At 67.5% G+C, this 25,289-nt stretch carries 36 protein-coding genes and 1 tRNA gene; 29 read left to right on the forward strand and 8 right to left on the reverse strand.

What is annotated here, in order from left to right; genetic code table 11:
- Positions 1-13 precede the first annotated feature (13 nt).
- Positions 14-382: a hypothetical protein gene (locus HALDL1_13205; protein AHG04445.1), complete on the forward strand. Its 369-nt coding sequence runs from the start codon at positions 14-16 to the stop codon at positions 380-382.
- A gap of 1 nt (position 383) precedes the next feature.
- Here HALDL1_13205 and HALDL1_13210 read toward each other — a convergent pair whose 3' ends face one another.
- Positions 384-866, reverse strand: coding sequence for a hypothetical protein (locus HALDL1_13210; GenBank protein AHG04446.1), 483 nt, complete (start codon positions 864-866; stop codon positions 384-386).
- Positions 867-1,022: 156 nt separating this feature from the next.
- Here HALDL1_13210 and HALDL1_13215 point away from each other — a divergent pair, with 156 nt between their 5' ends.
- The gene (locus HALDL1_13215) at positions 1,023-1,967 is read left to right on the forward strand and encodes a geranylgeranyl-diphosphate geranylgeranyltransferase (GenBank protein ID AHG04447.1); all 945 of its coding nucleotides are present in this window, start codon (positions 1,023-1,025) and stop codon (positions 1,965-1,967) included.
- Here the strand turns inward: HALDL1_13215 and HALDL1_13220 are convergent.
- The 6 genes from HALDL1_13220 to HALDL1_13245 form a co-directional block, all read right to left on the reverse strand.
- Complete coding sequence (locus HALDL1_13220) at positions 1,964-2,791, reverse strand: carotenoid biosynthesis protein (GenBank protein AHG04448.1); 828 nt, start codon at positions 2,789-2,791, stop codon at positions 1,964-1,966. The genes HALDL1_13215 and HALDL1_13220 overlap by 4 nt on opposite strands.
- Positions 2,784-3,611, reverse strand: coding sequence for a prenyltransferase (gene ubiA, locus HALDL1_13225; protein ID AHG04449.1), 828 nt, complete (start codon positions 3,609-3,611; stop codon positions 2,784-2,786). The genes HALDL1_13220 and ubiA overlap by 8 nt, the downstream gene beginning before the upstream one ends.
- Positions 3,612-3,614: 3 nt before the next feature.
- On the reverse strand, positions 3,615-5,156 hold the full coding sequence (locus tag HALDL1_13230) for a phytoene dehydrogenase (protein ID AHG04450.1): 1,542 nt from the start codon (positions 5,154-5,156) through the stop codon (positions 3,615-3,617).
- Between the two features lie 66 nt (positions 5,157-5,222).
- Positions 5,223-6,158 carry a N(5),N(10)-methenyltetrahydromethanopterin cyclohydrolase gene (locus HALDL1_13235; GenBank protein ID AHG04451.1) on the reverse strand — a complete coding sequence of 312 codons (936 nt, stop codon included), beginning with the start codon at positions 6,156-6,158 and terminating at the stop codon, positions 5,223-5,225.
- Between the two features lie 62 nt (positions 6,159-6,220).
- Complete coding sequence (locus tag HALDL1_13240; GenBank protein ID AHG04452.1) at positions 6,221-6,535, reverse strand: hypothetical protein; 315 nt, start codon at positions 6,533-6,535, stop codon at positions 6,221-6,223.
- 70 nt (positions 6,536-6,605) lie between these two features.
- Positions 6,606-7,868, reverse strand: a complete 1,263-nt coding sequence (locus tag HALDL1_13245; GenBank protein ID AHG04453.1) for an MFS transporter — start codon at positions 7,866-7,868, stop codon at positions 6,606-6,608.
- Between the two features lie 234 nt (positions 7,869-8,102).
- Here HALDL1_13245 and HALDL1_13250 point away from each other — a divergent pair, with 234 nt between their 5' ends.
- The 3 genes from HALDL1_13250 to HALDL1_13260 all read left to right on the forward strand — a co-directional run bounded on the left by HALDL1_13250 (position 8,103) and on the right by HALDL1_13260 (position 10,403).
- Entirely contained in the window at positions 8,103-8,282 is a 180-nt protein-coding gene (locus tag HALDL1_13250) for a hypothetical protein (GenBank protein ID AHG05352.1), read from the forward strand.
- Between the two features lie 142 nt (positions 8,283-8,424).
- Positions 8,425-8,667 carry a hypothetical protein gene (locus HALDL1_13255; protein ID AHG04454.1) on the forward strand — a complete coding sequence of 81 codons (243 nt, stop codon included), beginning with the start codon at positions 8,425-8,427 and terminating at the stop codon, positions 8,665-8,667.
- A 146-nt stretch (positions 8,668-8,813) separates the two neighbouring features.
- On the forward strand, positions 8,814-10,403 hold the full coding sequence (locus HALDL1_13260; protein AHG04455.1) for a chemotaxis protein: 1,590 nt from the start codon (positions 8,814-8,816) through the stop codon (positions 10,401-10,403).
- A gap of 167 nt (positions 10,404-10,570) precedes the next feature.
- On the opposite strand, the gene HALDL1_13265 is transcribed toward HALDL1_13260, so the two are convergent.
- Positions 10,571-10,641, reverse strand: a tRNA-Gly gene (locus HALDL1_13265).
- 295 nt (positions 10,642-10,936) lie between these two features.
- Here HALDL1_13265 and HALDL1_13270 point away from each other — a divergent pair.
- The 24 genes from HALDL1_13270 to HALDL1_13385 all read left to right on the forward strand — a co-directional run bounded on the left by HALDL1_13270 (position 10,937) and on the right by HALDL1_13385 (position 25,260).
- Positions 10,937-11,788: a hypothetical protein gene (locus tag HALDL1_13270; protein ID AHG04456.1), complete on the forward strand. Its 852-nt coding sequence runs from the start codon at positions 10,937-10,939 to the stop codon at positions 11,786-11,788.
- 4 nt (positions 11,789-11,792) lie between these two features.
- Entirely contained in the window at positions 11,793-12,800 is a 1,008-nt protein-coding gene (locus tag HALDL1_13275; protein AHG04457.1) for a 50S ribosomal protein L3, read from the forward strand.
- 2 nt (positions 12,801-12,802) lie between these two features.
- The gene (rpl4lp, locus tag HALDL1_13280) at positions 12,803-13,555 is read left to right on the forward strand and encodes a 50S ribosomal protein L4 (protein AHG04458.1); all 753 of its coding nucleotides are present in this window, start codon (positions 12,803-12,805) and stop codon (positions 13,553-13,555) included.
- Positions 13,552-13,806, forward strand: coding sequence for a 50S ribosomal protein L23 (locus HALDL1_13285; GenBank protein AHG04459.1), 255 nt, complete (start codon positions 13,552-13,554; stop codon positions 13,804-13,806). Before rpl4lp ends, HALDL1_13285 begins: the two co-directional genes overlap by 4 nt.
- Positions 13,807-13,808: 2 nt before the next feature.
- On the forward strand, positions 13,809-14,531 hold the full coding sequence (gene rpl2p / locus HALDL1_13290; GenBank protein ID AHG04460.1) for a 50S ribosomal protein L2P: 723 nt from the start codon (positions 13,809-13,811) through the stop codon (positions 14,529-14,531).
- A gap of 2 nt (positions 14,532-14,533) precedes the next feature.
- Entirely contained in the window at positions 14,534-14,956 is a 423-nt protein-coding gene (gene rps19p / locus HALDL1_13295) for a 30S ribosomal protein S19 (protein ID AHG04461.1), read from the forward strand.
- A 3-nt stretch (positions 14,957-14,959) separates the two neighbouring features.
- Complete coding sequence (locus HALDL1_13300; protein ID AHG04462.1) at positions 14,960-15,436, forward strand: 50S ribosomal protein L22; 477 nt, start codon at positions 14,960-14,962, stop codon at positions 15,434-15,436.
- Positions 15,436-16,407 carry a 30S ribosomal protein S3 gene (locus HALDL1_13305; protein ID AHG04463.1) on the forward strand — a complete coding sequence of 324 codons (972 nt, stop codon included), beginning with the start codon at positions 15,436-15,438 and terminating at the stop codon, positions 16,405-16,407. Before HALDL1_13300 ends, HALDL1_13305 begins: the two co-directional genes overlap by 1 nt.
- A complete protein-coding gene (locus HALDL1_13310) occupies positions 16,407-16,625 on the forward strand; it encodes a 50S ribosomal protein L29 (protein AHG04464.1) in 219 nt (72 codons plus the stop codon). Before HALDL1_13305 ends, HALDL1_13310 begins: the two co-directional genes overlap by 1 nt.
- 468 nt (positions 16,626-17,093) lie before the next feature.
- On the forward strand, positions 17,094-17,423 hold the full coding sequence (locus HALDL1_13315) for a 30S ribosomal protein S17 (GenBank protein AHG04465.1): 330 nt from the start codon (positions 17,094-17,096) through the stop codon (positions 17,421-17,423).
- Positions 17,423-17,821 carry a 50S ribosomal protein L14 gene (locus HALDL1_13320; protein AHG04466.1) on the forward strand — a complete coding sequence of 133 codons (399 nt, stop codon included), beginning with the start codon at positions 17,423-17,425 and terminating at the stop codon, positions 17,819-17,821. Before HALDL1_13315 ends, HALDL1_13320 begins: the two co-directional genes overlap by 1 nt.
- Positions 17,822-17,824: 3 nt before the next feature.
- A complete protein-coding gene (rpl24p, locus tag HALDL1_13325) occupies positions 17,825-18,181 on the forward strand; it encodes a 50S ribosomal protein L24 (protein AHG04467.1) in 357 nt (118 codons plus the stop codon).
- Positions 18,178-18,879, forward strand: a complete 702-nt coding sequence (locus HALDL1_13330; protein ID AHG04468.1) for a 30S ribosomal protein S4 — start codon at positions 18,178-18,180, stop codon at positions 18,877-18,879. The genes rpl24p and HALDL1_13330 overlap by 4 nt, the downstream gene beginning before the upstream one ends.
- Complete coding sequence (locus HALDL1_13335; protein AHG04469.1) at positions 18,876-19,406, forward strand: 50S ribosomal protein L5; 531 nt, start codon at positions 18,876-18,878, stop codon at positions 19,404-19,406. The genes HALDL1_13330 and HALDL1_13335 overlap by 4 nt, the downstream gene beginning before the upstream one ends.
- On the forward strand, positions 19,403-19,558 hold the full coding sequence (locus HALDL1_13340; GenBank protein AHG04470.1) for a 30S ribosomal protein S14: 156 nt from the start codon (positions 19,403-19,405) through the stop codon (positions 19,556-19,558). The genes HALDL1_13335 and HALDL1_13340 overlap by 4 nt, the downstream gene beginning before the upstream one ends.
- 2 nt (positions 19,559-19,560) lie before the next feature.
- Positions 19,561-19,953 carry a 30S ribosomal protein S8 gene (locus HALDL1_13345; protein ID AHG04471.1) on the forward strand — a complete coding sequence of 131 codons (393 nt, stop codon included), beginning with the start codon at positions 19,561-19,563 and terminating at the stop codon, positions 19,951-19,953.
- Positions 19,954-19,955: 2 nt separating this feature from the next.
- Positions 19,956-20,492: a 50S ribosomal protein L6 gene (locus HALDL1_13350; GenBank protein AHG04472.1), complete on the forward strand. Its 537-nt coding sequence runs from the start codon at positions 19,956-19,958 to the stop codon at positions 20,490-20,492.
- Positions 20,493-20,495: 3 nt separating this feature from the next.
- Positions 20,496-21,227 (forward strand): 50S ribosomal protein L32, encoded by a 732-nt coding sequence (locus HALDL1_13355; protein ID AHG04473.1) that lies wholly within the window; start codon positions 20,496-20,498, stop codon positions 21,225-21,227.
- Positions 21,220-21,669, forward strand: coding sequence for a 50S ribosomal protein L19 (rpl19e, locus tag HALDL1_13360; protein AHG04474.1), 450 nt, complete (start codon positions 21,220-21,222; stop codon positions 21,667-21,669). The genes HALDL1_13355 and rpl19e overlap by 8 nt, the downstream gene beginning before the upstream one ends.
- Complete coding sequence (locus HALDL1_13365) at positions 21,669-22,220, forward strand: 50S ribosomal protein L18 (protein ID AHG04475.1); 552 nt, start codon at positions 21,669-21,671, stop codon at positions 22,218-22,220. The genes rpl19e and HALDL1_13365 overlap by 1 nt, the downstream gene beginning before the upstream one ends.
- Positions 22,221-22,223: 3 nt before the next feature.
- Positions 22,224-22,862 (forward strand): 30S ribosomal protein S5, encoded by a 639-nt coding sequence (locus tag HALDL1_13370; GenBank protein AHG04476.1) that lies wholly within the window; start codon positions 22,224-22,226, stop codon positions 22,860-22,862.
- Entirely contained in the window at positions 22,862-23,326 is a 465-nt protein-coding gene (locus tag HALDL1_13375; GenBank protein ID AHG04477.1) for a 50S ribosomal protein L30, read from the forward strand. Before HALDL1_13370 ends, HALDL1_13375 begins: the two co-directional genes overlap by 1 nt.
- A gap of 2 nt (positions 23,327-23,328) precedes the next feature.
- Positions 23,329-23,790, forward strand: a complete 462-nt coding sequence (locus HALDL1_13380; protein ID AHG04478.1) for a 50S ribosomal protein L15 — start codon at positions 23,329-23,331, stop codon at positions 23,788-23,790.
- 3 nt (positions 23,791-23,793) lie between these two features.
- Positions 23,794-25,260, forward strand: coding sequence for a preprotein translocase subunit SecY (locus HALDL1_13385; GenBank protein ID AHG04479.1), 1,467 nt, complete (start codon positions 23,794-23,796; stop codon positions 25,258-25,260).
- The last annotated feature ends 29 nt before the right edge of the window (positions 25,261-25,289 follow it).

Genomic DNA, 25,289 nt, shown 5'->3' on the forward strand with positions numbered 1-25,289 from the left:
TCGAAGCGGTCGCATGGTCAGTCGTCAGACGCTCGAGTTCGTCGTCGGCATCGTCACGGCCGGCGTGGTCGCGGGCGGGTTGTCGCTGTACGTGTCGGTGCCGTACGCGCTCGCGGTCGGGCTCGCGGCGGGGACCCCCTCGCTGGTCCGCACGAGTCTCGGCCTCGACAGGGCGGCCTACGACGCGGCGAAGACGAGCACGGCGCAGGTCGTCGACGGCGCTATCGCCGCGGGCGCTGCGCTCGTAGTGGGCCTCGTCGGCGGCTACCTCGCGGTGTCGAACGGCTACGCCGGGTCGATAGCGGCCGCGGTCGCGGCGGCCCTGGCTGTCTTCGGCGGGCAGGTAGCGTTCTACGTCCGGAACCGCGCCTACATCGAGTGAGTCAGGCCCGCAGGTAGCCGTCGTCCGTCTCCGTGGCGAGGCCGAGCAGGACCGCCCAGTCGAGGCGGCGTTCGACGCGGTCGGTCCAGAACGCCGGCCAGTTCTCCCGTTTCGTGCGCTCCCAGCGCGGCACCCGGTCGCGGACCGCCTCGAACACGTCGGCGGGCGTCCGCGGGTCGTCGGCGTTCAGGGCCTCGAGGCACTCCGCCGCGAGGAAGACGTTGTCGACGAACGCGCTCGCCAGGGCCTCGCGGTCGAGTTCGGTCCGCGTGCGGGCGTAGCCGGTGTCCTCCTCCGCGACGGCGCCGAGCGCGGCCAGGAAGACGAGCCACGAGGACGCGGTACCGCGGTCGGTCACGTCGGTACGGTCGAGGACGCGCCGACAGCAGTCATCCTCCGGTTTCGGGACGAGCGGCACCGCGTCGCGGACGGCCCGCAGCGTGGCCAGCGAGTCGGGGGCCGGCGGGACGGGCTTTCGTTGCACGTCTGTCGGTGGCCGCTCCACGGTATTCAGTGGTTTGGAGAAGGGGTGGTCGTCGCTGGTGCCACCGTGTTTTTTCTTTGTCCGCTCCCTATACGAGATTAGCACCCGGGGCACGTGTGTCGGGACTGTCGCGTGCCACGGACGAGCCCCCGGAACATGGTCGACAGTACACACATCTCCACGAGCAAGGACATCCAGCGGCGAACCGGGCGAACGTTCCACCTGGCGACGCGGCTGCTCCCGGAGCGTGTTCGCCACTCGACGTACGTCCTCTACGCGTTCTTCCGGGTCGCCGACGACGTCGTCGACACCGTGGAGGACCGGGACCCCGCCGAACAGCGGGCGGAACTCGAGCGCATCCGGGCCGAAGCGCTGGGCGAGCGGGAGGGCGAGGGTGTGCTCGCGGCGTTCCAAGAGCTCTCGGAGCGCCACGACTTCGACGACGCGGACGTCGACACGTTCGTCGACGCGATGCTCGCGGACCTGGAGACCACCCGCTACGACACCCACGAGGAACTGGAGGCGTACATGCGGGGGTCCGCGGTCGCCGTCGGGAGCATGATGGTCGACGTGATGGAGGTCGAGGACCCCGAGGCGGCGAAGCCCCATGCCGCCGCGCTCGCGGAGGCGTTCCAGTTGACGAACTTCCTGCGGGACGTCGCCGAGGACATCGACGACTACGACCGCGTCTACCTGCCCGCGGAGACACGCGAGGAACACGGCGTCACCGTCGAGCAGTTGCACCGCGGGGAGGTGACGCCGGGGTTCCGCGAGGCGATGCGCCAGGAACTCGCCTACACCGAGCGGAAGTACCGCGAGGGCGTCGCGGGCATCGAGTACCTGCCCGAGGACTGCCAGTTCGCGGTGCTGCTCGCGGCGGTGCTGTACGCCGACCACCACCGGGAGATCCGGAAGCGGAACTACGACGTGCTGTCGTCGACGCCGGGACTGAGCACGACGCGGAAGCTGTGGCTGCTGGCGAAGACGCGGCTGCTGTGGGCGGTGTACGGCGACCCGGAGTCGGTGTTCTACCGGGTGACCGGACTGGCGTCGACGGCCGAGCACGCACACCACCACGGCGATCCGCAGCCGGCGCCCTAGCGGCGGACCGGCGACAGAGCGAGCACGTCGAAGTCGAAGCGGTCAGTCCTGAGGAGCGCGACGCCGAGGACGGCCGCCGCGAGCGCAGGAACGACCTGGCCGAACGCGACGTTCACGGCCCCCCAGAGCACGACGAAGCTCACCAGGTCGTCGAGCAGGAACGAACAGGTAGCGAGGCGCTCGCGGAGCGCACCGCGGTCGAATCCCCAGTCGAGTATCGCCACGGAGACGGCCGCCGAGAGCACCCAGCCGAGGTAGTTCGACAGCGGGACGCCGTAGTAGGCGCCCGCGGCGTCGTACACCCAGAACCCCAGGGCGACGGCGCCCGGGTCGAGCACGACGTCCATCCAGAGGACGAGCGCGGCGACGGCCGGCAGACGGACGGCGGCGCGGGCGGCCCGCGGCCCGAGCAACAACAGGACGAGCAGGTAGCTGTTCACGACGAGCGGGAGGAAGAAGACGGGGAGGCCGAGCGGGACGTCCCCGAGCAGCATCGGTCCGAGGTCGACCAGGTACTCGAAGTTCCCGTAGGGCCACCCGGTCGCCACGCCGACGAGTTCGATGCCGTAGGCGTAGGCGGTGAGCGCGACCAGCGCGGCGGCCGCCCGCCTACCGACCAGCGGGAGCAGGCCGGCGACCAGCGGCAGGCGCATCACGAGCACGCCGAACAGCACGAGGTACGGGTTGAAGGCCAGCGGCGCGGGCAGCAGGCCCCACGCCGAGGCGAGCAAGAGGACGGCGCCGACGGCCGGGAAGACGACCGCTATCTCGAAGCGGTTGGCCGCGACCAGTTCCTCCAGGCGGCGTTCGACGGCCTCACGCATCGGCGAACCTCCAGAGGCCGCCGAGCGTGAGCGCCATCCCGACGAGCGTGTTCACGTACGGGTACCACCAGTAGGCGCGCTCGACGTCAACCCGCGAGCGGACGATGGCGAAGACGAGCACGGGGTACGCGAGCAGCACGGCGCCGAGTCGCCAGTCGACGAGTGCGAAGGCGGCGGCCGCGGCGAGCCAGCAGGCCGCGCAGTAGGCGTACGTCCGGCGTTCGCCGAGGAACGTTGCCGTCGTGCGGAGGCCCGCCTCGCGGTCGGGTTCGATGTCGGGGACGGCGGAGAACGTGTGCATCCCCATCGCCCACAGCCACCCGCCGAGGACGGCGAACAGCGGGGGTTGCTGGCCCGCGACGGCGGCGTAGGCGGCGGCGCCGGGGAGAATGTAGAGGCCGTTCGACACCGAGTCGAGGAACGGCGTCGTCTTGAACCGGAGCGGCGGCGCGCTGTACTCGGTGGCGAGGAACGCCCACGCGGCGAGCCACGGGACCGCGAGCGCCGGGACGAACGGCACGACGGCGAGCAGTAGCAGGCCCGAGAGGGCGACGACGGCAGTGACGGTGCGTCCGCCGCGGAACCGGGCTTCTCGGTCGTCCTTCTTCGGGTTGCGCTCGTCGGCGTCCCGGTCGAAGAAGTCGTTGACGCCGTAGAGGTAGACGTTCGCGGGCACGAGGAAGTAGGCGAGCAGCGCGACGGCGGCCGGGGAGAACAGCTCGGGAAGCGCGTCGGCGCCGTAGGCCACGCCGACGAGGACGGGGCCGGCGAGGTAGAGCCAGAACCGGGGGCGGGAAAGCGTGAGCAGGTAGCGGAGCATGCCTCAGCGCTCGTCGGCGAGGACGTTCTCGGCGGTTATCTCGCCGCTGATGATGCACATGGGGACGCCGATACCGGGCGTCGTGAACGCACCCGTGAAGTAGAGGCCGTCGAGGGCCTTCGAGCGGTGGGGCGGGCGGAACAGCGCGGTCTGGCGGAGCGTGTGCGCGAGGCCGAGCGCCGTCCCCCGGTAGCTGTTGTAGCGGTCGGCGAACTCGGAGACGCTGAACGTCTCCTCGACGACGATCCGGTCCCGGAGGTCGACGCCCGTGTTCTCTGCGATGTCGTCGAGCACGAGGTCGCGGTAGGATTCCCGGACCTCTGGAGTGTCGTCGAGGCCCGGGGCGACGGGGACGAGCGCGAACAGGTTGCTGTGGCCCTCGGGAGCCACGTCGTCGTCGGTCTTCGAGGGGACACAGAGGTAGTAGGCAGGGTCGTCGGGCCACTCGGGGTCCTCGAAGATCTGGTCGAAGTGGTCCTGCCAGTCCGAGGGGAGGACCAGGCTGTGGTGGGCGAGCGGTTCGACGTCGCCCTCCACGCCGAGGTAGAGCAGGAACGCCGACGGCGCGTACGTCCGTGACTCCCAGTAGTCGGCGTCGTACTGGCGCTTCTCCGGCGGGAGCAGTGCCTGCTCGGTGTGAGCGTAGTCGGCGTCCGAGACGACGACATCGGCGAGTTCGTGGCCGGTCGCGCCGTCCGTCTCGACCTTGAACCCGCCGCGCTGGCCCTTGATGGCGGTGACGGGGTGGTCCGTGCGGAACGTCACGCCCAGTTCCTCGGCGAGTTCGGCCATTCCGACCGCAACCCCGTTGAGGCCGCCGTCCGGGTAGTAGACGCCGAGATTGAAGTCGACGTGGCTCATCAGGTTGTACAGCGCTGGCGTGGTGTCCGGGGACCCCCCGAGGAAGACGAGCGTGTACTGCATCACCTGCTGGAGTTTCGGGTGGTCGAAGTAGTTCTCGACGTGATCCTGCATCGACCCGAGCAAGGTGAGCCCGCGGGCGTACTTCGCGAGGTCCGGGTCGAGCCAGTCCCGAACCCGGGGGCGGTCCTCGTAGACGAAGTGCTCCATCCCCACCTCGTAGTTCTCGCGGGACTGCGCGAGGTAGTCGTCGAGTCGCTCGCCGGCGCCGGGTTCGTACGCGTCGAACACCGCTTTGACCTGCTCGCGGTCCGGCGTCACGTCGATGGTGTCGCCGTCGGCGTCCACGTCGAGGCCGGGCGCGTCACCGCCCGGGCGGCGCCCCTCGTTGTCCTTGAAGAAGATGCGGTAGTGGGGGTCGAGGCGCTCCAGTTCGTAGTAGTCCGTCGGCTGGTGGTCGAACTCGGCGAAGAACTGCTCGAAGACGTCCGGCATCAGGTACCACGACGGGCCCATGTCGAAGGCGAACCCGTCGCGCTCGAGTCGGCTCGCGCGCCCGCCGACCTGCCCGTTCTTCTCCAGCACGGTCACGTCCGCGCCGGCGTTCGCGAGATAGCAGGCCGTCGAGAGGCCACCGAACCCCGCGCCGACGACGGCGACCGACCGACCCGAGAGGGGTTGCATACCGGGGTCGTCGGTCGGACACCTGATAAAACGCCGGCCTCCGGCGGCTTCCGCGGGGTCGACGGGTCAGGCGATGCCGAAGCCGTCGGCGAGCAGGTCTTCGTGGACGTCGCCGAGCGTGTACGTCGGGCCGCCGATCACGTCGACGGTGACCTGCGCCGGACCGAAGACGCCCTCGTCGACGTCGTCGGCGTTCCAGTCGGCGTCCGCGAAGATGTCCGCGAACGGCACGCCGTAGCGCTCTGCCGCCGAGGACGGGACGGCCCCGAACTCGTCGAAGTCCTCGGCGACGGTGAGGTGGACGCGCCCGCCGTACGCGAGCGCGTCGTTCGTCCGGCCGATGGCGGCCTCCTCGTCGGCCGCGACGGGCGCGACGGGCGCGCTCCCGCTGACCGTGAGCACGTCCATCGGGTCGTAGCCGAGTTCGTAGAGCCTGAAGACGGCGAGTTCCGCGGCGCGCGCGGCGGCCGTCACGCTGCCCGCGACGCTCGCCGTCCGGTAGGCCGCGAGGTAGACGCTCTCGGTGTTCACGTCCGCGAGGTCCGCGACCTGCTCGGCGGCGGCCGCGGTGGGCAGCGCGTCGCTCTCGAGGGCGAGCACGGCGAACTCGAAGGCGTCGACGTAGTCGAGCGCGCGGTACTCGCCCTCCTGGGCGACCAGCGCGCGCGCCGGGCCGCTGCCCAGCCCCTCGTAGTCGTCCGTGCTGACCTCCCAGCCGGCCTTCTGCGCGCCGAGTAGCGCGACGCCGGGCTGGTCGCAGGCGAGTTCGACGTGCGGGAACGTCGCGCCGGCCACCTCGTCGACGCGGGTCTGTACGGTCGCAAGGCCAGCGGTCTGTAGCTCCGTGAGCAGCAGGCCGGCCTCGAGGCCGCCGACGTGCTCGACGCCGAAGTCGATGACCGTGGTGCCGTTGTCGAGTTCGAACGCGCCGACGTCGAGTTCCTCCGTGAACTCCAGGGCCTCGTCGGCGAGCTCCAGCGACATCCGGTTGAGACTGTCCATGTCGGCGGGTTCGGCGCCCCCACACAAGAGGTTTCTCAGTCCGCCCGAGCCGTCGAGTCCGGTCAGTCGCCGTCCGAGCGCGCCTCGCGGCCGAGTTCGCGCTCGACCGCCGCGACCTTCTCGCTGGCGGGTTCGTCGCTCGCGCGCTTGTCGTCTATCTTCAGGAACGTGCTCACGCGGTCGGCGTCGACGGCCTCGTGGGCTGCCCCGACCGCAGCGAGCAGCGTGTCCACGTCGGGGGCCTCGATCACTGTCCCCATCGGGTTGGTCTCGTACTCGACGTCGAAGTCATCGAGGGCGGCGACGGCGTCGGCCACGTCCGCGGCCATGCTGTTCTCCGTGACGGGCGCGACGCTGAGAAGTGCAACGACGGTCATACCGAGAGTCGGGGGCGGCGACACTTGGGCCCTCTGGCCCAGTCGGTCGGGGCGTCCACGGTGGGCGGCGTCAGTCCGCGGCGACGGCGCCCGAGGACGGCTCGTAGTCCTCGCTGACCGGTGGCCGGAACACCCACAGCAGGAGCGCGCCGACGAGGAACAGCGCGCCGAGGATGGCGACGGCCTTCAGCGGCGTGTACATCCCCGCCAGGATGCCGCTCCCGACGCGGAACGGGATGCCGGCGACCTGCCGCAGCATCGCCACCGAGGAGAGGATAGTGGCGCGCCCGACGGACTGGACGTTGTCGTTGATGTAGCGGTTCCGGATAGGACCGACCAGCGAGCCCCCGCCCTTCATCATGAAGAACATCGGGAACGCGAGCAGCGGGACGAGGCCCGCGAACACGTACGTCACCGCGATCGCCACCGGGATGAACAGCATCGCGTTGCGGACGCCGAGCAGTTCCTCGACGTCGCTGGCGTAGTCGCTAGCGATGGCCGATATCACCGTGAACGCGGCGTACAGCAGCCCGATGATGCCCGACTCCGGCAGCCCCCACCCTTCCAGGGTCGGGCCGAAACTCGCCTCCAGGGTGTTCTGCGCGATGGGCTGGATCCACATGTCCATCGTCCAGATGGCGCCGCTGAACAGCGCGAGGTAGACGACGAACCACCGGAGCCTGGGCGCCGATAGCTGGTCGCGGACGACCGGGAGCGCGTCCACGATGGTGAGCCGTTCCTCGCCGTCGTCCTCGACGTCGTCGTCGTACGCCTCGTTCTGCGGCAGGCGGAGCACCATCACGAGGCTGATGCAGGCCACGACGACGCCCGCGTAGAACGGGTAGAAGCGGTTGACGGCGTAGAGGAAGCCGCCGATGATGAGGCTGACGGCGCTCACCCACTGCGCGATGGCCCGCGAGCGGCCCTGGATGTACGTGAAGTCGTCCTCGATGTCGTGTTCCTGCAGGGTGTCGTAGAGCCACGCGCTCCCGCTGCCGGAGACGAACGTGCCGCCGAACGACAGCGTAACGAACGTGAACGTGAACCCGACGAAGTCGGTCGCGACGAGGTAGCTCGCGTTCGAGATGAGCATGATGAACGCGCCGACAGCGAGGCTGTTCCGTCGACCGATGCGGTCGCCCACGTAGCCGGTCGGCACCTCGGAGGTGACGACGACGAGCGACTGGATGCTGGCGATGAGACCGATCTGTGCGAGGCTCAACCCGTTGAACAGGAGGAACAGCGTGTACACGGGGTAGTGGAAGCCCGGTCGTGCGGTCGCTCGGTAGAGGTAGTAGCGGAGGATGACCTGCGATTCGGAGAGGCGGGACATCGGAGGGTCGTTCGGGAATTATCACGAACCGACAAGAAACCATCGTGAGACTGTGTCACAATCCCAGGGCTTAACCGGTAAGGTCGTCGCTAGGTAGCTCTACCCCACGGTCCCGGCCGGAGAACGCGCCACCGCCAGTGAAGAGAATTACAGTATATAAAGTGATACGTACCCGTTCGCGTGGTGTGCAGCCGACGACAGGCGTTTAACAGGCTGGTCGGCGAAGGCCGGAGCGTGTTCGACGACTCGAACCCTCTTCCCATCGTCGGCCTGCTGTTCGCCACCGTCGGCCTCGTCGGCTACGTCGTGTTCGGCTGGCGGTTCGGCGGCGACAGCACCACCGCCGCGAACGTGCTGGCGCTCGCCGCCGTCGCGGTCGCCATCGGCGCGACACTCTGGCGGCGGCGACAGTAGCGTCGCAGACGGCTCTCCGCACCAGCGTATCCAGGGGCTACCAGAACCCGGTTCGGACGCGATAGCCGGAGCGTAGCGCTAATCTGCCCCCACGTTCGGGTACGTTCTGAATAACAATCCTCGCGCTGGCCGACCAGCCTGTATGTTAGCGACAAGACCGTCGGCGCTCGACTGGTTGACCTTCGCGTTGCTGATCGTCGGGGCGCTCAACTGGGGGCTCATCGGCATCGCGGACATCAACGTCGTCGAGCTGGCACTCGACCCCGTCTTCCGCCCCGAGGCGGCCGAACTCGTCGCCCGGGTCATCTACGCGCTCATCGGGCTCGCGGGGCTGTACTTCTTCTACCCGCTGTTCCGGCTGTTCAACCGTAGCCGGTCGACCTGAACGGGCGTCACGGAGAGTAGCATCAGTCCGACCTCTCGATTTTCAGGAGGAGGACGGAGAAGACGACGGCACCGCTACCAGCCAACCGCGGTAACATAGATGGGTTTCCCTGCATTTAGGGGAGTTCCCGGAGACGGGGCCTCTGCATGGAACAGATTCCTGGCGACGACGAGGGAGCCGCACCCGACACGGATGGGGGTAGGGACGCCGAGGCAGACACGCTCGGCGGGCGCACGTCGAGTGACGAGGACATCGACATCTCGGCGGACGCCCTCCTCGACACGCTCCCTCAGCCCGCGTTCATCGTCGATACCAGCCACCGCGTCCTCGGCTGGAACCGGGAGATGGAGGTGCTCACCGGGATCGACAGGGAGGCCGTCCTGGGCGACGACGACACCGCGAAGTTCTTCCAGGACGGCCGCACGCGCACGCTGGCGAACGCCGTCGTCGACAATCCTGACCGCGCCGACGAGACGTTCGGAGCAGAGCGCAGCGGCCGGGACCAGCGCGCCTACGAGGTAGAACAGGAACTCGAGAACGCCGACGGCGAGACGCTGTTCGTCCACTCCGTCGCCACCCCCATCTACCAGGGCGGCGTGCTCCAGGGCGTCATCCAGCTCGTCCAGGACAACACCGAGGTCATCCGACGGCGGGAGGCGATGAGCGACCTCGTCGTGGGAGTGAGCGACACCGCACGGGCGCTCGAAGACGGGATCCTCGACGCTCGCGTCGACTACGACGAGAACGGCCTGCTCGACGACGACGTGCTCGAGATCGTCGACGCGGTGAACACCATCGCGGACAGCACCCAGGAGATGGTGTCTGGGCTCGCCGACGAGATAGAAGAGCTCTCGGTGTCGGCAACGGACATCGCCGACTCGGCCATCGAGGCCGACGAGCAGATCACCGAGCAGAACGAGTCCCTCCGCGCCATCACCGACGAGATGCAGGACCTCAGCGCCACCATGGAGGAGGTAGCGGCCTCCTCCGACCAGGTGGCGACCGCCGCGACCGAGGCCCAGGAGGCCGCCTCCGCCGGCGCGCGAGCCAGCGAGAGCGCGAAGACCGAGATGGACGCGGTGCTCGCCGCGACGGACGACCTCGTCGACACGGTCGGGGAGCTCGCCGACCACATGGACGAGATAGACGAGGTGGTCGAGGTCATCGCGGACATCGCCGACCAGACGAATCTCCTCGCACTCAACGCCAACATCGAGGCCGCACGCGCGGGCGAGGAGGGCGATGGGTTCGCTGTCGTCGCCGACGAGGTGAAGGAACTCGCCGAGCAGACGAAGACGAACGCCGACGACATCTCCGAGCGCATCACAACCATCCGCGAGCAGACCGACGAGACGGTCGAAAGCACACGCGCGACGAACGACAGGGTCGGAGACGCCAGCACCGAACTCGAGTCCACCATCGCCGCGCTCGACGACGTCGTGAACGCCGTCGAGGAGGCCGCCAGCGGCATCACTGAGGTCGCAGAAGCCAACGACGACCAGGCAGTCTCCATCGAGGAGATCACGGCGACCGCGAACACCGTCAACGAGAACGCCGGCGACATCGAGGCCAATATCGGCGCGATAACCGAAGAGACCGTCGAACAGCGCGACGCCGTCGAGGAAATGGTCGACTACCTCGGCGAACTCGACGCCAGCGACTCCGTCGACGAAGCCACGGGCGGGAGTCGCGTCGACGCCGCCGCGGACCGCGTCGACGAGGCGAACGTGGACTGAGGACTGCGGGACCGACTGTCCGGAAAAAGTGCGCTGGCGGGGATTTGAACGCCGGAACGTCGCTCCCGGAGGTCGCCCGTTCCGAGCTCGAATCCCCTGCACTTCACGCCGCCAATCTCAGGCTGAGCGCCACACGCAGCGCTCAGCGGTGAGAGTTAGTAGATAAGTGCGCTGGCGGGGATTTGAACCCCGGTTGTGACCATGGCAAGGTCACGTGATACCACTACACTACCAGCGCGCTCTTCGCATTCATACAATCGGCAGGGTTGTATATAAATCCATTCTTTGCAGACGAGTATGAGAGTCGGGAACAGGCGCAGACGTGGCCGCCGTGGAGTCGTTTCGGACGGCCCCCCGGCGACGTCGAGTGGAGACCGGCGCTGCACCACCAGGACTGACAACCACTCGCACACGAATCGGCCGATAACCGGGGTGTGAGACCGCCACAGGGCGGCATCGGAAACGCCACCCTTTTAACGGAGAGGTCAATATCTAACCTACAGTCTCGTGACGAGACACGGACGCGACACGGCATGACACTCAGCGTACTCGTGCCGTCGTCCCTCGTCCGGGAAGCCGAGGACAAACGCGAGGCAACTCGCAAACTCGGTTACGTCGCCCGCGCGGCGGCGGTGTTCCGGGCTGACCGCCTCGTCGTCTTCCCCGACGAAGACGGCGAGCGGAAGTGGGGCGGCGGGTTCGTCGAAACGGTGTTGCGGTACGCCGCGACGCCACCATACCTCCGAAAGGAGGCCTTCGACACGCGCGACGAACTGGAGTACGTCGGTGTCCTGCCGCCGCTCCGTCTCTCGTCATGGACCGGCTCAGACTCGAGCGGGTCTGGGTCGTTACGACAGGGAATCGTGACCCAGGTCGGATCTGAAGGGCGCGTTCGGGTCAATTGCGGCATGCAACACCCGATCTCCCTCCACCAGCCTCCCGGTATGGAGGTTGTGGAGGGGGAGCGCGTGACCATCAGGGTCTCTTCGCGACGACCGGTCCGTGCGAAACTGGTCGACGAACCCCTCCCGGGGTTCTCGGTCGAACGCACGACCATCGGGGACGCCCTCGACCGCCCCGACGCGGGCGTTCGCATCGCTACCTCCCGCCACGGGACGCCGCTTTCGGCGGCGTCCCTCGGGGGGTACGTCGAACGCATCGCCCGGGACGGACTGACAGTCGCCTTCGGTGCACCCGAACGTGGGCTTCCGCCCATGCTCGGACTCACCGAGGACGAGGTCAGCGAGGCCGTCGCCGACCCCAACTCCGACGCACCCGCGCGATTCGACGCCTGGCTCAACACCATCCCGTCGCAGGGGAGCGAGGTAGTGCGAACGGAAGAAGCTCTGTTCGCCTCCCTCGGCTGCCTGACGCTCACGGAGTGATACGATGCCACAGCCAAACAGACCACGCAAAGGTTCGATGGGGTTCAGTCCCCGCAAGCGCGCGGAGAGTGAGGTACCGCGCTTCAACTCGTGGCCCGCAGACGACGGGCAGGTAGGCCTCCAGGGATTCGCCGGTTACAAGGCCGGCATGACCCACGTCGTCCTCGTCGACGACAAGGCCAACTCGCCCAGTGAGGGTATGGAAACGTCCGTGCCCGTCACCGTCGTCGAAACGCCCCCGATGCGAGCGGCCGCCGTTCGCGTCTACGAAGACACGCCGTACGGCAAGAAGCCGCTCACGGAAGTCTGGGCAGACGACGTCCACGAGGACCTCGACCGCGCGCTCTCCGTCCCGCAGTCGGGCGGAGACACAGACGAACTGACCGAGATGCTGGAGAACGAAGACGTCGCGGACATCCGTGTCATCACGCACACGGTCCCCGGCGACCTCTCGAGCATCCCGAAGAAAGAACCAGACATCATGGAGACGCGCGTCGGCGGTGGCTCCCTCCAGGAGCGCGCCGACTTCGCGGCCGAACTGCTCGAGGACGGCGGCGTCCACGAGTTCGGCGACGTCTTCCGCGCCGGCGAGTTCACGGACATCGCCGGCGTCACGAAGGGCAAGGGGACGCAGGGCCCCGTCAAGCGCTGGGGCGTGCAGAAGCGGAAAGGCAAGCACGCTCGCCAGGGCTGGCGGCGCCGCATCGGTAACCTCGGCCCGTGGAACCCGAGCCGCGTTCGCTCGACGGTTCCGCAGCTCGGACAGACCGGCTACCACCAGCGCACCGAACTCAACAAGCGCCTCATCGACTTCGGTGAGGGCGACGACGTGAACGCCGCCGGCGGCTTCCCGAACTACGGCGAAGTCGACGGCTCGTACACGCTCGTGAAGGGGTCGGTGCCCGGCCCGGACAAGCGCCTGGTGCGCTTCCGCCCGGCCGTCCGGCCGAGCGAATCGCCGCGCCTCGACCCCGAGGTGCGCTACGTCAGCACCGCATCTAACCAAGGATAACCATGCAGGCAACTGTACGCGACCTGAACGGCGACGACGCAGGCACGCTCGACCTGCCGGACGTGTTCACGGAACCCGTCCGCGCAGACCTGATCAAGCGTGCTGTGCTCGCCGCGCAGGCCAACCGAACACAGGAGACAGGCGCCGACGAGTACGCGGGCCTGCGCACTTCCGCCGAGTCCCAGGGTAGCGGACGCGGTATGGCCCACGTCCCCCGGACGAACGGCCGTGGCGCACGCGTTCCCCAGGCCGTCGGTGGTCGACCAGCGCACCCGCCGAAAGCCGAGAAAGACCACTCCCTCGACCTCAACGACAAGGAGCGGAAGTCCGCCACCCGGAGCGCCATCGCGGCGACGACGGACGGCGACCTGGTCGCCGAGCGCGGCCACCGCTTCGACGAGGACACCGAGCTCCCGCTCGTCGTGAGCGACGAGTTCGAGGACCTCGTGAAGACGAAGGAGGTCGTGGAGTTCCTCGAGGCCGTCGGCGTCCACACGGACGTCGAACGCGCGGACGAGGGCAGGACGGTTCGCGCCGGGCAGGGGAAGCTCCGCGGTCGCAAGTACCGCGAGCCCAGCTCCCTGCTCGTCGTCACCTCCAGCGAGTCCGGTCCGTCGAAGGCCGCCCGCAACCTCGCGGGCGTCGACGTGGCGACCGGCCGAGAGGTGAACACCGAGGACCTGGCGCCCGGGACGGACCCGGGCCGCCTGACCCTCTGGACCGAGAGCGCACTCGAGGAGGTGGCCGACCGATGAGCGGCATCATCGACTACCCCCTCGTCACCGAGAAGGCGATGGACGAGATGGACTTCGACAACAAGCTCCTGTTCATCGTCGACCTCGACGCGCACAAGCCCGAGATTCGTGACGCTATCCAGGACCAGTACGACGTGACCGTCACCAACGTGAACACGCAGATAACGCCGCAGGGCGAGAAGAAAGCGACAGTCACGCTCTCGGAGGACGACGACGCACAGGACGTCGCCTCCCGCATCGGGGTGTTCTGAAGATGGGGCGAAGAATTCAGGGCCAGCGACGTGGTCGCGGGACGTCGACGTTCCGCGCACCGTCGCACCGATACAAGGCAGAACTGTCGCACCGCAAGGCCGAGGACACGGACGTGCTCGTCGGCGAGGTCGTCGACATCGAGCACGACCCCGCGCGCAGCGCGCCCGTCGCGAACGTCCAGTTCGAGGACGACGACCAGCGACTCGTCCTCGCCAGCGAGGGCACCGCAGTCGGCGACACGATCGAGATCGGCATCTCGGCGAGCATCGAGGAGGGCAACACCCTCCCGCTCGCGGAGATTCCCGAGGGCGTGCCCGTCTGCAACGTCGAGAGCCACCCCGGCGACGGTGGCAAGTTCGCTCGCGCGAGCGGGGTCAACGCCGACCTCATCACGCACGAGCGTGACGCCGCCGTCGTCCAGCTGCCGAGCGGCGAGATGAAGCGGCTCTCCCCCGACTGCCGCGCGACCATCGGCGTCGTCGCCGGTGGCGGGCGGACGGAGAAGCCGTTCGTGAAGGCCGGCAACAAGCACCACAAGATGCGAGCCCGCGGCGGGAAGTGGCCCATCGTGCGTGGTGTGGCGATGAACGCCGTCGACCACCCGTTCGGTGGCGGCGGCCGCCAGCACCCCGGTCGACCGAAGAGCGTCTCGCGTAACGCGTCGCCCGGCCGCAAGGTCGGCGACATCGCCTCCAAGCGGACCGGCCGCGGAGGCAACGAGTAATCATGAGCACGGAATACCGAACCGGCCGCGAGGGTGAGTTCACCTACCGCGGTCACGACCTCGACGAGCTGCAGGATATGAGCCTGGAGGAAGTCGCGGAACTGCTCCCCGCACGGCAGCGGCGAACCATCACCCGTGGGCTGTCCGACCAGCACCAGAAGGTGCTCGAGGAAGCCCGCGAATCGACGGCCGAGGAGACGGCGAACAACCCGATCCGGACCCACCTGCGCGACATGCCGGTGCTGCCGGACTTCGTCGGCCTGACGTTCGCGGTCTACAGCGGACAGGAGTTCGAGCGCGTCGAGGTCCAACCCGAGATGATCGGGCATTACCTCGGCGAGTTCCAGCTGACCCGGAACTCGGTCGAACACGGGCAGGCGGGCATCGGCGCGACCCGCTCCTCGAAGTTCGTGCCTCTCAAATAAACCATGGGAATCAGCTACAGCGTGGACACCGACCCGGACGTATCCGCGAGAGCGATGCTCCGGGAGCGGCCCATCAGCCTGAAGCACAGCAAAGCCATCGCCCGAGAGATCAAGGGCCGGACGGTCGCCGACGCACGAGAGTACCTCGACGCCGTCATCAACGAGGAGCAGTCGGTGCCGTTCAAGCAGCACAACAGCGGCGTCGGCCACCGGAACGACATCGAGGGCTGGGACGCCGGGCGCTACCCGGAGAAGGCCTCGAAGGACTTCCTGAAGCTCCTCTCGAACGTGGCGAACAACGCCGACCAGCAGGGCTTCGACGCCGACCAGATGGTCGTCACGCACGTCGCCCCGCACAAGGTCGACGAGAGCCAGGGCCGCAAGCCCCGCGCGATGGGGAAGGCGGACCCGTGGAACACGACCCTCTGTGACGTCGAACTCGTCGTCACCGAACCCGACGCCGAGGAGGTGAGCGCGTAATGGCCGACGAGATGCAGTTCATCGAGCAGGGCCTCCAGCGCTCCCAGATCGACGAGTTCTTCGCTACCGAGCTGGCTCGCGCCGGCTACGGCGGCATGGAGCTCGCCCCGACGCCGATGGGTATGCAGATCGTCCTGAAGGCCGAGAAGCCCGGGATGGTCATCGGCAAGGGCGGGAAGAACATCCGGAAGATCACCACCCAGCTCGAGGAGCGATTCGACCTCGAGGACCCGCAGATCGACGTGCAGGAGGTCGACGAACCGGACCTCAACGCACAGATCGTCGCGGACCGCCTCGCGAACGCGCTCGAGCGCGGCTGGTACTTCCGGAAGGCCGGACACACGACCATCGACCGCATCATGGAGGCCGGCGCGCTGGGCGCCGAGATCGTCCTGAGCGGGAAGGTCACCGGCAACCGCGGCCGCGTCGAGAAGTTCAACCGCGGCTACATCAAGCACAACGGCGAACCCGCAGAGGAGATCGTCGACCACGGCAAGGGCGTCGCGGTGATGAAGCTCGGCACCATCGGTGTCAGCGTGAAGATCATCCCGCCGAACGCGAAGCTCCCCGACGACTTCGAGATCCAGGAGGAGGCCGACATCGAGGACCTCGTCGTCGACGAAGCGGAAGCCGACGAGGAACTCGAGGACCTCCTCGAGGGCGAAGGCGAGGCAGACGTCGAGGACGGCGAGGGCGAGGAGTCCGAGGACGCCGCCACGACGGACGCCGACGCCGAGGCCGCCGTCGAGGAGATCGTCGAAGAGGACGTCGACGCCGACGCCGACGGGGACGTCGAGGAAGAACTCGACGAACTCGCCGCCGACGTCGAGGCCGACGAGGAGTTCGACGACGTCGACGAGTCCGCCGAGGAGACCGCCGAGGCGCTCATCGACGAGATGGAAGAAGCGGACGAGGCCGAGGCCGACGAAGCCGAGGCCGACGCCGAAGACGACGAGGAGGGTGAGGAGTAATGGCGATTCTCCACACCCAGGAGATCCGCGACATGACGCCCGCAGAGCGCGAGGCGGAACTCGAGGAGATCGAGACGGAGCTGCTGAACGCGAAGGCCGTGAAGGCGGCCGGCGGCGCCCCGGACAACCCGGGCCGCATCAGCGAGCTTCGCCGCACCGTCGCGCGGATCAAGACGATCCAGCGCGAGGAAGGCGACCTAGACGAGACCGAGAGCTAAGATGAACGTGACACCCGAGACGCTGCCGCGACACGAACTCGTCGGCCTGCACGTGCGGGTCGAGGAGTCGACCGACCCCTCGCGGGTCGGCATCGAGGGGCGCGTCGTCCGCGAGACGATGCGCACGCTCCTGGTCGAGCCACGCTCGACCGAACTGGCGAGTAGCGAGGGACGATGTCCCTCGGACCGTTCGAGCGGGCGAGGCCCGCGAGAAGACGGCGAGAGCCGCGAGCAAGTGGAGTCCGGTGGTGACGACTCGGGTGTCAAACAGGTTCCCAAGCGGGGAGCCAGATTCACGTTCCGACTCACAGATGAAGCTGCGGTCGCCGCCAAGGCGACCGGGACCGCGTCCAAACCTGCAGGTGGCGAGAGCCAAACCACTGGCGAGGGCGTGGCCTACGTTACGGTGGATGGGGTCGCGTTGCTCTCACGACCAGCGTTACGCTCCGAACGAGGAGTTGATTCGAAATGGCGATAGGACTGAACGTAACAGAACCGGAGGGCACGTGCACCGACGAGAACTGCCCCTTCCACGGGAGTCTTTCCGTGCGAGGGCAGGTTCTCGAAGGCGAAGTGGCCTCCACAGACATGGATAAGACCATCGTCGTCGAGCGCGAATACGACGTATTCGTGCCGAAGTACGACCGCTACATGAAACGGCGGTCCCGAGTGCCGGCACACGCGCCGGAGTGCTTCGACATCGCAGACGGCGACACGGTCAGCATCGCAGAGACCCGACCGCTCTCGAAAACGAAGTCCCACGTAGTCGTGGAAGTCACCGACGGAGGTGACGCCTGATGGAAGCCATCAAGGCCGACGTCACGCAGGGACTGGAGAAGGGTTCGCTCATCAAGTGCGCCGACAACACCGGCGCCCGCGAACTCAAGATCACGAGCGTGTCAGGGTACCAGGGAACGAAGAACCGCCACCCGAAGGCCGGGCTGGGCGACACCATCACCGTCTCGGTGACCAAAGGGACGCCGGAGATGCGCCGTCAGGTGCTCGAAGCCGTCGTCGTTCGCCAGCGCAAGGCCATCCGTCGACCGGACGGGACGCGCGTGAAGTTCGAGGACAACGCCGCGGTCATCATCGACGACCTCGGCGAGCCTCGCGGGACCGAGATCAAAGGTCCCATCTCGCGCGAAGTGGCGGAACGGTACGGTACCATCGCGAGTACCGCGACGATGATCGTATAGACAATGACCAAACAACCACACAAACAGCGAAACCGCACGGAGCGCGCGTCGCTGCACGAGCGTCACAAGCAGGTGCGGGCGCACCTCTCCGAGGACCTCCGCGAGGAGTACGGACAGCGTCGCGTCCGCGTCAACGTCGGCGACACCGTCGAAGTGATGCGTGGCGACTACGCCGGCGAGGAGGGCGAGGTCATCGACGTCGACCTCCGCGACGCGTCGGTGTCCGTCGAGGACGTCACCGTCGAGAAGGCGGACGGCGAGGAAGTGCCTCGCGCGATGGACGCGAGCAACCTCCGCGTCACCGACCTCGACCTCGAAGACGACGTGCGCGCCGAGCGACTGGAAGGTGACAACGAATGACGAACCACCAGAAGCGACTCTCGGTACCGAAGTCCTGGCCCGTCGAGCGGAAGACGGAGACGTTCACCGCGAAGGCCGGGGCCGGTCCGCACGGCGAGTCGGGCGTTCCGCTCGTCGTCGTGCTCCGGGACGTCCTGGGCTACGTCGACGACACCAGCGAGGCGCAGTACGCCATCAACACTGACGGCGTGCTCGTCAACGGTGCGTCTGTCGGCGACGTCAAGCGCCCCATCGGGATGTTCGACATCCTGGCGTTCCCCGCGCGCGACGAGTACTACCGGGTCTTCCCGGACGAGGGCGGCCGCCTCGGACTCACGCCGATCGAAGCGGACGCGGCGGACAGCAAACTGAACAAGGTCGAAGACAAGACGACCGTCTCCGGCGGTCAGACTCAGCTCAACTTCCACGACGGCACGAACCTGCTGGTCGAGGACGACTCCTACAGCGGGAGCGACTCCGTCGTCGTTGAGAACGAGACCAACGAGATTGTCGCCCACTTCGAATACGAGGAGGGCGCGCTCGTCACCGCCGTCGCCGGCCAGCACGCGGGCGAGATCGGTACGGTCGAGGATATCACCGTCCAGCCCGGCAGCGCGGAGAACACGGTCCGCGTGGAGACCGAGGAGGACGCCTTCGAGACCGTCGAGGAGTACGTCGTCGTCATCGACGAGAACTTCGTCGGAGGTGACGAGGAATGAGCGAGAGCGAGACAGAGGCCGAGTTCCACGAGATGCGCGAACCGCGCATCGAGAAGGTCGTCGCCCACATGGGCGTCGGCCGCGGTGGGGTCGACCTCCAGAACGCCGAGGACATCCTCTACGAGATCACGAACCAGGAGACGGTCCGCACGACGGCGAAGCGGACGGAACCCGAGTTCGGCATCCGCGAGGGTGACCCGATCGGTACGAAGGTCACGCTCCGCGGCGAGGACGCCAACGACTTCCTCGACCGCGCGCTCCCGGCCGCCGACCTGGCCAAGCGCCAGTTCGACGACACCGGCAACGTGAGCTTCGGCATCGACGAGCACACGGAGTTCCCGAGCCAGGAGTACGACCCGAACATCGGAATCTACGGGCTTGACGTCACCGTCAACCTCGTGCGCCCGGGCTACCGGGTCGCCAAGCGCGACCAGGTCTCCCGGCAGATTCCCTCGAACCACCGACTCGACCCCGAGGACGCGGTCGCGTACCTCGAATCCAACTTCGACGTGGAGGTCAACGAATGAGCGAGACGGACGAAGCAACAGAGACGGGCCAGACACACGAGTGCCGACGCTGTGGCCGCAATCAGGGCCTCGTCGGCAAGTACGACATCTGGCTGTGTCGACAGTGCTTCCGCGAGATTGCCCGCTCGATGGGCTTCAAGAAGTACAGCTAACAATGACGGCAAACGACCCCCTGTCCGACGCACTCTCCGGCCTCGACAACGCCGAGAGCGTCGGGCATCTCAAACACACGGTAGAGCCCGCCTCGAACATGGTCGGCTCCGTCCTCGAGGTCTTCTACGACCGCGGGTACATCGACGGCTTCGAGTTCGTCGACGACGGGAAGGCTGGTCGATTCGAGGTCGAACTAAAAGGTGCCATCAACGAGTGTGGCCCCGTGAACCCGCGGTACTCCGTGGGTGCCGAAGAGTTCGAGCAGTGGGAGAAGCGATACCTCCCCGCTCGAGACTACGGTTCGCTCGTCGTGACGACGAGCCACGGTATCATGAGCCACTACGACGCCCGCGAAGAGGGCGTCGGTGGCCAGGTTATCGCGTACGTATACTAACAATGGCACGAGTCGAAATCGAAATTCCGGACGACGTGACGGCGGAGGTCGACCACCTCGACCTCTCCGTCGAGGGCCCCGAGGGGTCCGTGTCGCGGCGCCTCTGGTATCCTGACGTCAGCGTCTCCGTCGAGGACGGCGCTGTCGTCATCGCCAGCGACGCTGAGGACGCCAAGACGATGTCCACCGTCGGGACCTTCGAGAGCCACGTGGAGAACATGCTCCACGGCGTCACCGAAGGCTGGGAGTACCGACTGCAGGTCCACTACTCTCACTTCCCGATGCAGGTCGAAGCGGAGGACGACGAGATCGTCATCCAGAACTTCCTCGGCGAGAAGGCGCCCCGACGCGCCCCCATCCGCGGCGACACGCAGGTCTCCGTGGACGGCGAGGAAGTGACCCTCAACGGTCCGAGTATCGAGGACGTCGGCCAGACGGCGGCCGACATCGAACAGCTCACGCGCGTCACCGACAAGGACAGCCGCGTGTTCCAGGACGGCGTGTACATCGTCGAGAAACCCACCAAGGGAGGTGCCTGATAGATGGCAGACGAAGACACCACCAACGACGACGCGCCGGAGTCACTCGAGGACATCTCGGGTGTCGGCCCGTCGAAGGCCGAGGCGCTCCAGGAGGCCGGCTACGACTCCGTCGAGGACGTGAAGGCGGCGAGCCAGAGCGAACTCGCAGAGGTCGAGGGCATCGGCAACGCGCTCGCAGCGCGCGTGAAGGCCGACGTCGGCGGTCTCGAGGTCGAAGAGGAGACCGAGGCGGAGGTCGAGGAGGCCGAACCCGAGGAGACCGAGGAGACCGACGACGAGGACGTGGAGACGGAGCTCCGTCCCCGCGGCCTCGCGACCAAGACGCCGAACCTGAGCGACGACGAGCAGCGACTCCTCGACAAGCGACGCCGCGAGGGAAAGCCGCAGTTCAACCGCCAGGACTACCACAAGAAGAAGCGGACGCCGTCGTCGTGGCGCCGCCCGCGCGGCCAGCTGTCGAAGCAGCGCCGCGGCATCAAGGGCAAGGGCGACACGGTCGAGTCCGGCTTCCGCACGCCGAAGGCGGTTCGGGGCAAGCACCCGAGCGGCTTCGAGGAGGTTCGCGTGCACAACGCGGACGACCTCGACGGCATCGACCCGGACACGGAAGCGGCCCGCATCGCCTCGAAGGTTGGCGCACGCAAGCGCGAACGCATCGAGGAGCAGGCGGAGGAGGCGGGCATCCGCGTCCTGAATCCGACCTACGTCGAAGTGGAGGTAGACAATGAGTGATCTGAGCGCACAGAAGCGGCTCGCAGCGGACGTCCTCGACGTCGGCAAGGGCCGCGTCTGGTTCGACCCCGAGGCCCAGGGCGACATCGCGGAGGCCATCACCCGAGCGGACATCCGCGAGCTCGTCGAAGAGGGCACGATACAGGCAGAGACCAAGCGCGGGAACTCCCGCGGTCGCGCACGCGAACGCGACAAGAAGCGGTCCTACGGCCACCGCAAGGGCCCCGGCACCCGGAAGGGCAAGCAGGGCGCCCGGCAGAACGACAAGGAGGCCTACCAGGACCGCATCCGCGCGCAGCGACGGACGCTACGGGAACTCCGCGACGACGGTACCCTCACCGCGAGCGAGTACCGCGAGCTGTACAACATGGCCAACGGTGGCGAGTTCGACAGCGTCCGACGCCTCAAGAACTACATCGAAGACAACTACGGTGAGATCTAATGGCAACAGGACCACGCTACAAAGTGCCGATGCGGCGACGCCGCGAGGTCCGGACCGACTACCACCAGAGGTTGCGCCTCCTGAAGTCAGGGAAACCTCGGCTCGTTGCTCGGAAGAGCAACAAGCACGTCACGGCGCAGCTGGTCGCGACCGGACCCGACGGCGACGAGACGATCGCGAGCGCACACTCCAGTGACCTCGAGGAGTACGGCTGGGACGCCCCGACGGGCAACCTCCCGGCCGCGTACCTCACGGGGCTGCTCGCTGGGACGCGCGCTCGTGAAGCCGGCGCGGATGAGGGCGTACTCGACATCGGCCTCAACACCGCGACCCCCGGCTCGAAAGTGTTCGCGATCCAGGAGGGCGCGATAGACGCCGGCCTGGAGATCCCGCACAACGACTCGGTCCTCGCGGACTGGTCGCGCACGCGCGGCGAACACATCGCCGACTACGCAGAGTCACTCGACGAGCCGCTGTACGGCGGCGACTTCGACGCAACAGAGCTTCCCGAGCACTTCGACGAAGTGCGGGAAGCCATTCAGGAGGACTAACACATGGGCTACAACGACACCTGGGAACCGAAGACGCGCCTGGGTCGCCTCGTCCAGGACGGCGAGATAGAGGACATGTCCGCCGCCCTCAACAGCGGGCTCCCGCTCAAGGAGCCGGAGATCGTCGACAACCTCATTCCGGGGCTCGACGACGAAGTGCTGGACATCAACATGGTCCAGCGCATGACGGACTCCGGCCGCCGAGTGAAGTTCCGCTGCGTGGTCGTCATCGGTAACCGTGACGGCTTCGTCGGCTACGCCGAAGGTCGCGACGACCAGGTCGGCGGCGCCATCCAGAAGGCGATCGAGGTCGCGAAACTCAACATCATCGACGTCTCGCGCGGCTGCGGGTCGTGGGAGTGTGGCTGTGGGCGACCCCACACCGTCGCGCTCCGCACGACCGGCAAGGCGGGCAGCGTCGAGGTAGAACTGATTCCCGCCCCGCGCGGCCTCGGCCTCGCGGGCGGCGAGACGGTCCGACACGTGCTCGAACTCGCGGGCATCGACGACATCTGGACGCGCTCCTCGGGGAAGACCCGGACCACGGTGAACTTCGCGAAGGCGACGTTCAACGCGCTCCGCAACACCGCCGAGGCCCGCGTGCCCGAACACGCCCGCGAGCAGCGAGAGGTGATCGAGTGATGCGGGCGGTCGTCCAGGTCCGCGGTGACGTCAACATGAGCGGCGACGTCGTCGACACGCTGGAGATGCTGAACATCCACAGCGTCAACCACTGCGCGCTCGTCCCCGAGACGGAGACGTACGACGGGATGGTCGCGAAGGTCAACGACTTCGTGGCGTTCGGCGAACCGAGCCACGACGTGCTCGCCTCGCTCCTCAGTCGGCGCGGCGAACCCCTCGAGGGGAGCGCCGACACCGACGACGAGTGGGTCGCAGAGAACACCGACTACGACGACGTCGACGACCTCGCACGCGCGCTCCTCGACGAGGAGACGACGCTGCGAGAGGCCGGGTTCGCGCCCGCCCTCCGACTGCACCCGCCGCGTGGCGGGCACGACGGCATCAAGCAGCCGGTCAGCGACGGCGGCCAGCTCGGAAAGCACACGACCGAGGAGATCGACGACCTCCTCACCGACATGCGCTAACCATGACTAGCAAGAAACGACGACAACGCGGCTCTCGGACGCACGGCGGCGGCACCCACAAGAACCGCCGGGGCGCCGGCAATCGCGGCGGCCGTGGGCGTGCGGGTCGCAAGAAACACGAGCAACACAACTACGAGGACGTCGGCAAGAGCGGCTTCAAGCGCCCGGAGAAGACCGACCGGGACGTCGCCGAGGTGTCCGTCCAGAAGCTCGACGAGGACATCGCACTGCTCGCGGCCGACGGGGTCGCCGAGGAGACGGAGTTCGGCTACCGCGTCGACGCCCGGGACGTCGCCGAAGACGGCTGGGAGGCCGACGTTGTGAAGGTGCTCGGCGGTGGACAGATGTACGAACAGCTCGAGGTGACGGCGGACGCGTTCTCCGCGGGCGCCGTCGAACTCATCGAGAGTGAGGGCGGCGACGCCGTCGTCTCCGAGCGCGGAGCGGAAGACAACGAGGAGTAACCCATGGGATGGAAGGAGTCTGCTGCGCCGGTCCTCACGCGGATGCCCGCAGTGCAGCGTCCGGAGGGGCACGTTCCGTTCCGTCGGAAGATGTACTGGACGGCCGGCGTCCTCGTCCTGTACTTCTTCCTGACGAACGTCTCGCTGTGGGGCCTCCAGGCCGGCGGCGAGGACTTCTTCGGACAGTTCCGGAGTCTACTCGCCGGCGGTCAGGGGACGGTGCTCCAGCTGGGCATCGGGCCCATCGTCACGGCGAGCATCGTCCTGCAGCTGCTGGGCGGTGCGAACCTGCTCGGACTGGACACGGACGACCCGCGTGACCAGGCCATCTACCAGGGGCTCCAGAAGTTCCTGGTGGTCGTGATGGTGTTCCTGACGGGACTGCCGATGGTGTTCCTCGGGAACTTCCTCCAGCCGAGCGCGCAGCTCGCCCAGAGCCTCGGCGTCGGTCTGTTCGGCGTCCGGGCGCTCATCTTCGCCCAGATCGCGGCGGGTGGCGTCCTGCTGCTGTTCATGGACGAGGTCATCTCGAAGTGGGGCGTCGGCTCAGGTATCGGCCTCTTCATCGTGGCCAACGTGAGCCAGAGCCTCGTCGGCGGCCTCTTCTTCTGGGAGGGTGGCGTCGGCAACCAGGGGCTCATCCCCACGTGGTTCGACATCGCGGTGGGCAACGTCTCGAACATCCCGCCGCTGCTGACGACTGACGGCCTCTCGTTCGTGTTGATGCAGGCGGGCATCCTCGGCGTCATCACGACGGTTCTCATCTACGTGGTCGTCGTGTACGCCGAGAGCGTGCGCGTCGAGATTCCGCTCAGCCACGCCCGCGTGAAGGGCGCCCGGGGCCGCTTCCCGGTGAAGCTCATCTACGCGAGCGTCCTGCCCATGATCCTCGTTCGCGCGCTGCAGGCGAACATCCAGTTCCTCGGGCAGATCCTCAACTCCACGGTGAACCTCCCCACCTGGGCGGGCGTCTACGTGGAGGGACAGCCAGTCAGTGGCCTGTTTTACTACTTCGCGCCCATCTACAACCCCGACGCCTGGATGTGGTGGACCGCAGCCTCCACGGCCGAGCCGTGGCAGGTGATGATCCGCATCGCCGTCGACCTCACGTTCATGGTCATCGGCGGCGGCATCTTCGCCATCTTCTGGGTGGAGACCGCCGACATGGGCCCCAAGGCGACCGCCAAGCAGATCCAGAACTCCGGGATGCAGATTCCGGGCTTCCGGAAGAACCTCGGCGTCATCGAGAAGGTCCTCGAGCGGTACATCCCGCAGGTCACCGTCATCGGCGGTGCCCTCGTCGGCCTGCTCGCCGTCATGGCGAACATGCTCGGCACCATCGGGAACGTCACCGGGACGGGCCTGCTGCTGACGATCTCTATCACGTACAAGCTGTACGAGGAGATCGCTGAAGAGCAGATGATGGAGATGCACCCGATGATGCGCGAGATGTTCGGCGGCGGCGACTAACAGGCGGTACCGCGCGTTCCACATTTTTG

It is taken from the genome of Halobacterium sp. DL1 (genome assembly GCA_000230955.3).
Taxonomy (GTDB): Archaea; Halobacteriota; Halobacteria; order Halobacteriales; family Halobacteriaceae; genus Halobacterium.

Excerpts from the sequence above, each read along its gene's own strand:
- HALDL1_13205 (AHG04445.1), top strand. The coding sequence starts at position 14 with ATGGTCAGTCGTCAGACGCTCGAGTTCGTCGTCGGCATCGTCACGGCC.
- rpl4lp (AHG04458.1), top strand. The coding sequence starts at position 12,803 with ATGCAGGCAACTGTACGCGACCTGAACGGCGACGACGCAGGCACGCTC.
- HALDL1_13275 (AHG04457.1), top strand. The coding sequence starts at position 11,793 with ATGCCACAGCCAAACAGACCACGCAAAGGTTCGATGGGGTTCAGTCCC.
- HALDL1_13345 (AHG04471.1), top strand. The coding sequence starts at position 19,561 with ATGACGGCAAACGACCCCCTGTCCGACGCACTCTCCGGCCTCGACAAC.
- HALDL1_13245 (AHG04453.1), bottom strand. The coding sequence starts at position 7,868 with ATGTCCCGCCTCTCCGAATCGCAGGTCATCCTCCGCTACTACCTCTAC.
- HALDL1_13370 (AHG04476.1), top strand. The coding sequence starts at position 22,224 with ATGGGCTACAACGACACCTGGGAACCGAAGACGCGCCTGGGTCGCCTC.
- HALDL1_13330 (AHG04468.1), top strand. The coding sequence starts at position 18,178 with ATGACGAACCACCAGAAGCGACTCTCGGTACCGAAGTCCTGGCCCGTC.
- HALDL1_13285 (AHG04459.1), top strand. The coding sequence starts at position 13,552 with ATGAGCGGCATCATCGACTACCCCCTCGTCACCGAGAAGGCGATGGAC.
- HALDL1_13310 (AHG04464.1), top strand. The coding sequence starts at position 16,407 with ATGGCGATTCTCCACACCCAGGAGATCCGCGACATGACGCCCGCAGAG.
- rps19p (AHG04461.1), top strand. The coding sequence starts at position 14,534 with ATGAGCACGGAATACCGAACCGGCCGCGAGGGTGAGTTCACCTACCGC.
- HALDL1_13375 (AHG04477.1), top strand. The coding sequence starts at position 22,862 with ATGCGGGCGGTCGTCCAGGTCCGCGGTGACGTCAACATGAGCGGCGAC.
- HALDL1_13270 (AHG04456.1), top strand. The coding sequence starts at position 10,937 with ATGACACTCAGCGTACTCGTGCCGTCGTCCCTCGTCCGGGAAGCCGAG.
- HALDL1_13365 (AHG04475.1), top strand. The coding sequence starts at position 21,669 with ATGGCAACAGGACCACGCTACAAAGTGCCGATGCGGCGACGCCGCGAG.
- HALDL1_13315 (AHG04465.1), top strand. The coding sequence starts at position 17,094 with ATGGCGATAGGACTGAACGTAACAGAACCGGAGGGCACGTGCACCGAC.
- HALDL1_13320 (AHG04466.1), top strand. The coding sequence starts at position 17,423 with ATGGAAGCCATCAAGGCCGACGTCACGCAGGGACTGGAGAAGGGTTCG.
- HALDL1_13380 (AHG04478.1), top strand. The coding sequence starts at position 23,329 with ATGACTAGCAAGAAACGACGACAACGCGGCTCTCGGACGCACGGCGGC.
- HALDL1_13235 (AHG04451.1), bottom strand. The coding sequence starts at position 6,158 with ATGGACAGTCTCAACCGGATGTCGCTGGAGCTCGCCGACGAGGCCCTG.
- HALDL1_13340 (AHG04470.1), top strand. The coding sequence starts at position 19,403 with ATGAGCGAGACGGACGAAGCAACAGAGACGGGCCAGACACACGAGTGC.
- rpl19e (AHG04474.1), top strand. The coding sequence starts at position 21,220 with ATGAGTGATCTGAGCGCACAGAAGCGGCTCGCAGCGGACGTCCTCGAC.
- HALDL1_13240 (AHG04452.1), bottom strand. The coding sequence starts at position 6,535 with ATGACCGTCGTTGCACTTCTCAGCGTCGCGCCCGTCACGGAGAACAGC.
- HALDL1_13215 (AHG04447.1), top strand. The coding sequence starts at position 1,023 with ATGGTCGACAGTACACACATCTCCACGAGCAAGGACATCCAGCGGCGA.
- HALDL1_13260 (AHG04455.1), top strand. The coding sequence starts at position 8,814 with ATGGAACAGATTCCTGGCGACGACGAGGGAGCCGCACCCGACACGGAT.
- rpl24p (AHG04467.1), top strand. The coding sequence starts at position 17,825 with ATGACCAAACAACCACACAAACAGCGAAACCGCACGGAGCGCGCGTCG.
- HALDL1_13335 (AHG04469.1), top strand. The coding sequence starts at position 18,876 with ATGAGCGAGAGCGAGACAGAGGCCGAGTTCCACGAGATGCGCGAACCG.
- HALDL1_13305 (AHG04463.1), top strand. The coding sequence starts at position 15,436 with ATGGCCGACGAGATGCAGTTCATCGAGCAGGGCCTCCAGCGCTCCCAG.
- rpl2p (AHG04460.1), top strand. The coding sequence starts at position 13,809 with ATGGGGCGAAGAATTCAGGGCCAGCGACGTGGTCGCGGGACGTCGACG.
- HALDL1_13350 (AHG04472.1), top strand. The coding sequence starts at position 19,956 with ATGGCACGAGTCGAAATCGAAATTCCGGACGACGTGACGGCGGAGGTC.
- HALDL1_13255 (AHG04454.1), top strand. The coding sequence starts at position 8,425 with ATGTTAGCGACAAGACCGTCGGCGCTCGACTGGTTGACCTTCGCGTTG.
- HALDL1_13230 (AHG04450.1), bottom strand. The coding sequence starts at position 5,156 with ATGCAACCCCTCTCGGGTCGGTCGGTCGCCGTCGTCGGCGCGGGGTTC.
- HALDL1_13220 (AHG04448.1), bottom strand. The coding sequence starts at position 2,791 with ATGCGTGAGGCCGTCGAACGCCGCCTGGAGGAACTGGTCGCGGCCAAC.
- HALDL1_13385 (AHG04479.1), top strand. The coding sequence starts at position 23,794 with ATGGGATGGAAGGAGTCTGCTGCGCCGGTCCTCACGCGGATGCCCGCA.
- ubiA (AHG04449.1), bottom strand. The coding sequence starts at position 3,611 with ATGCTCCGCTACCTGCTCACGCTTTCCCGCCCCCGGTTCTGGCTCTAC.
- HALDL1_13300 (AHG04462.1), top strand. The coding sequence starts at position 14,960 with ATGGGAATCAGCTACAGCGTGGACACCGACCCGGACGTATCCGCGAGA.
- HALDL1_13355 (AHG04473.1), top strand. The coding sequence starts at position 20,496 with ATGGCAGACGAAGACACCACCAACGACGACGCGCCGGAGTCACTCGAG.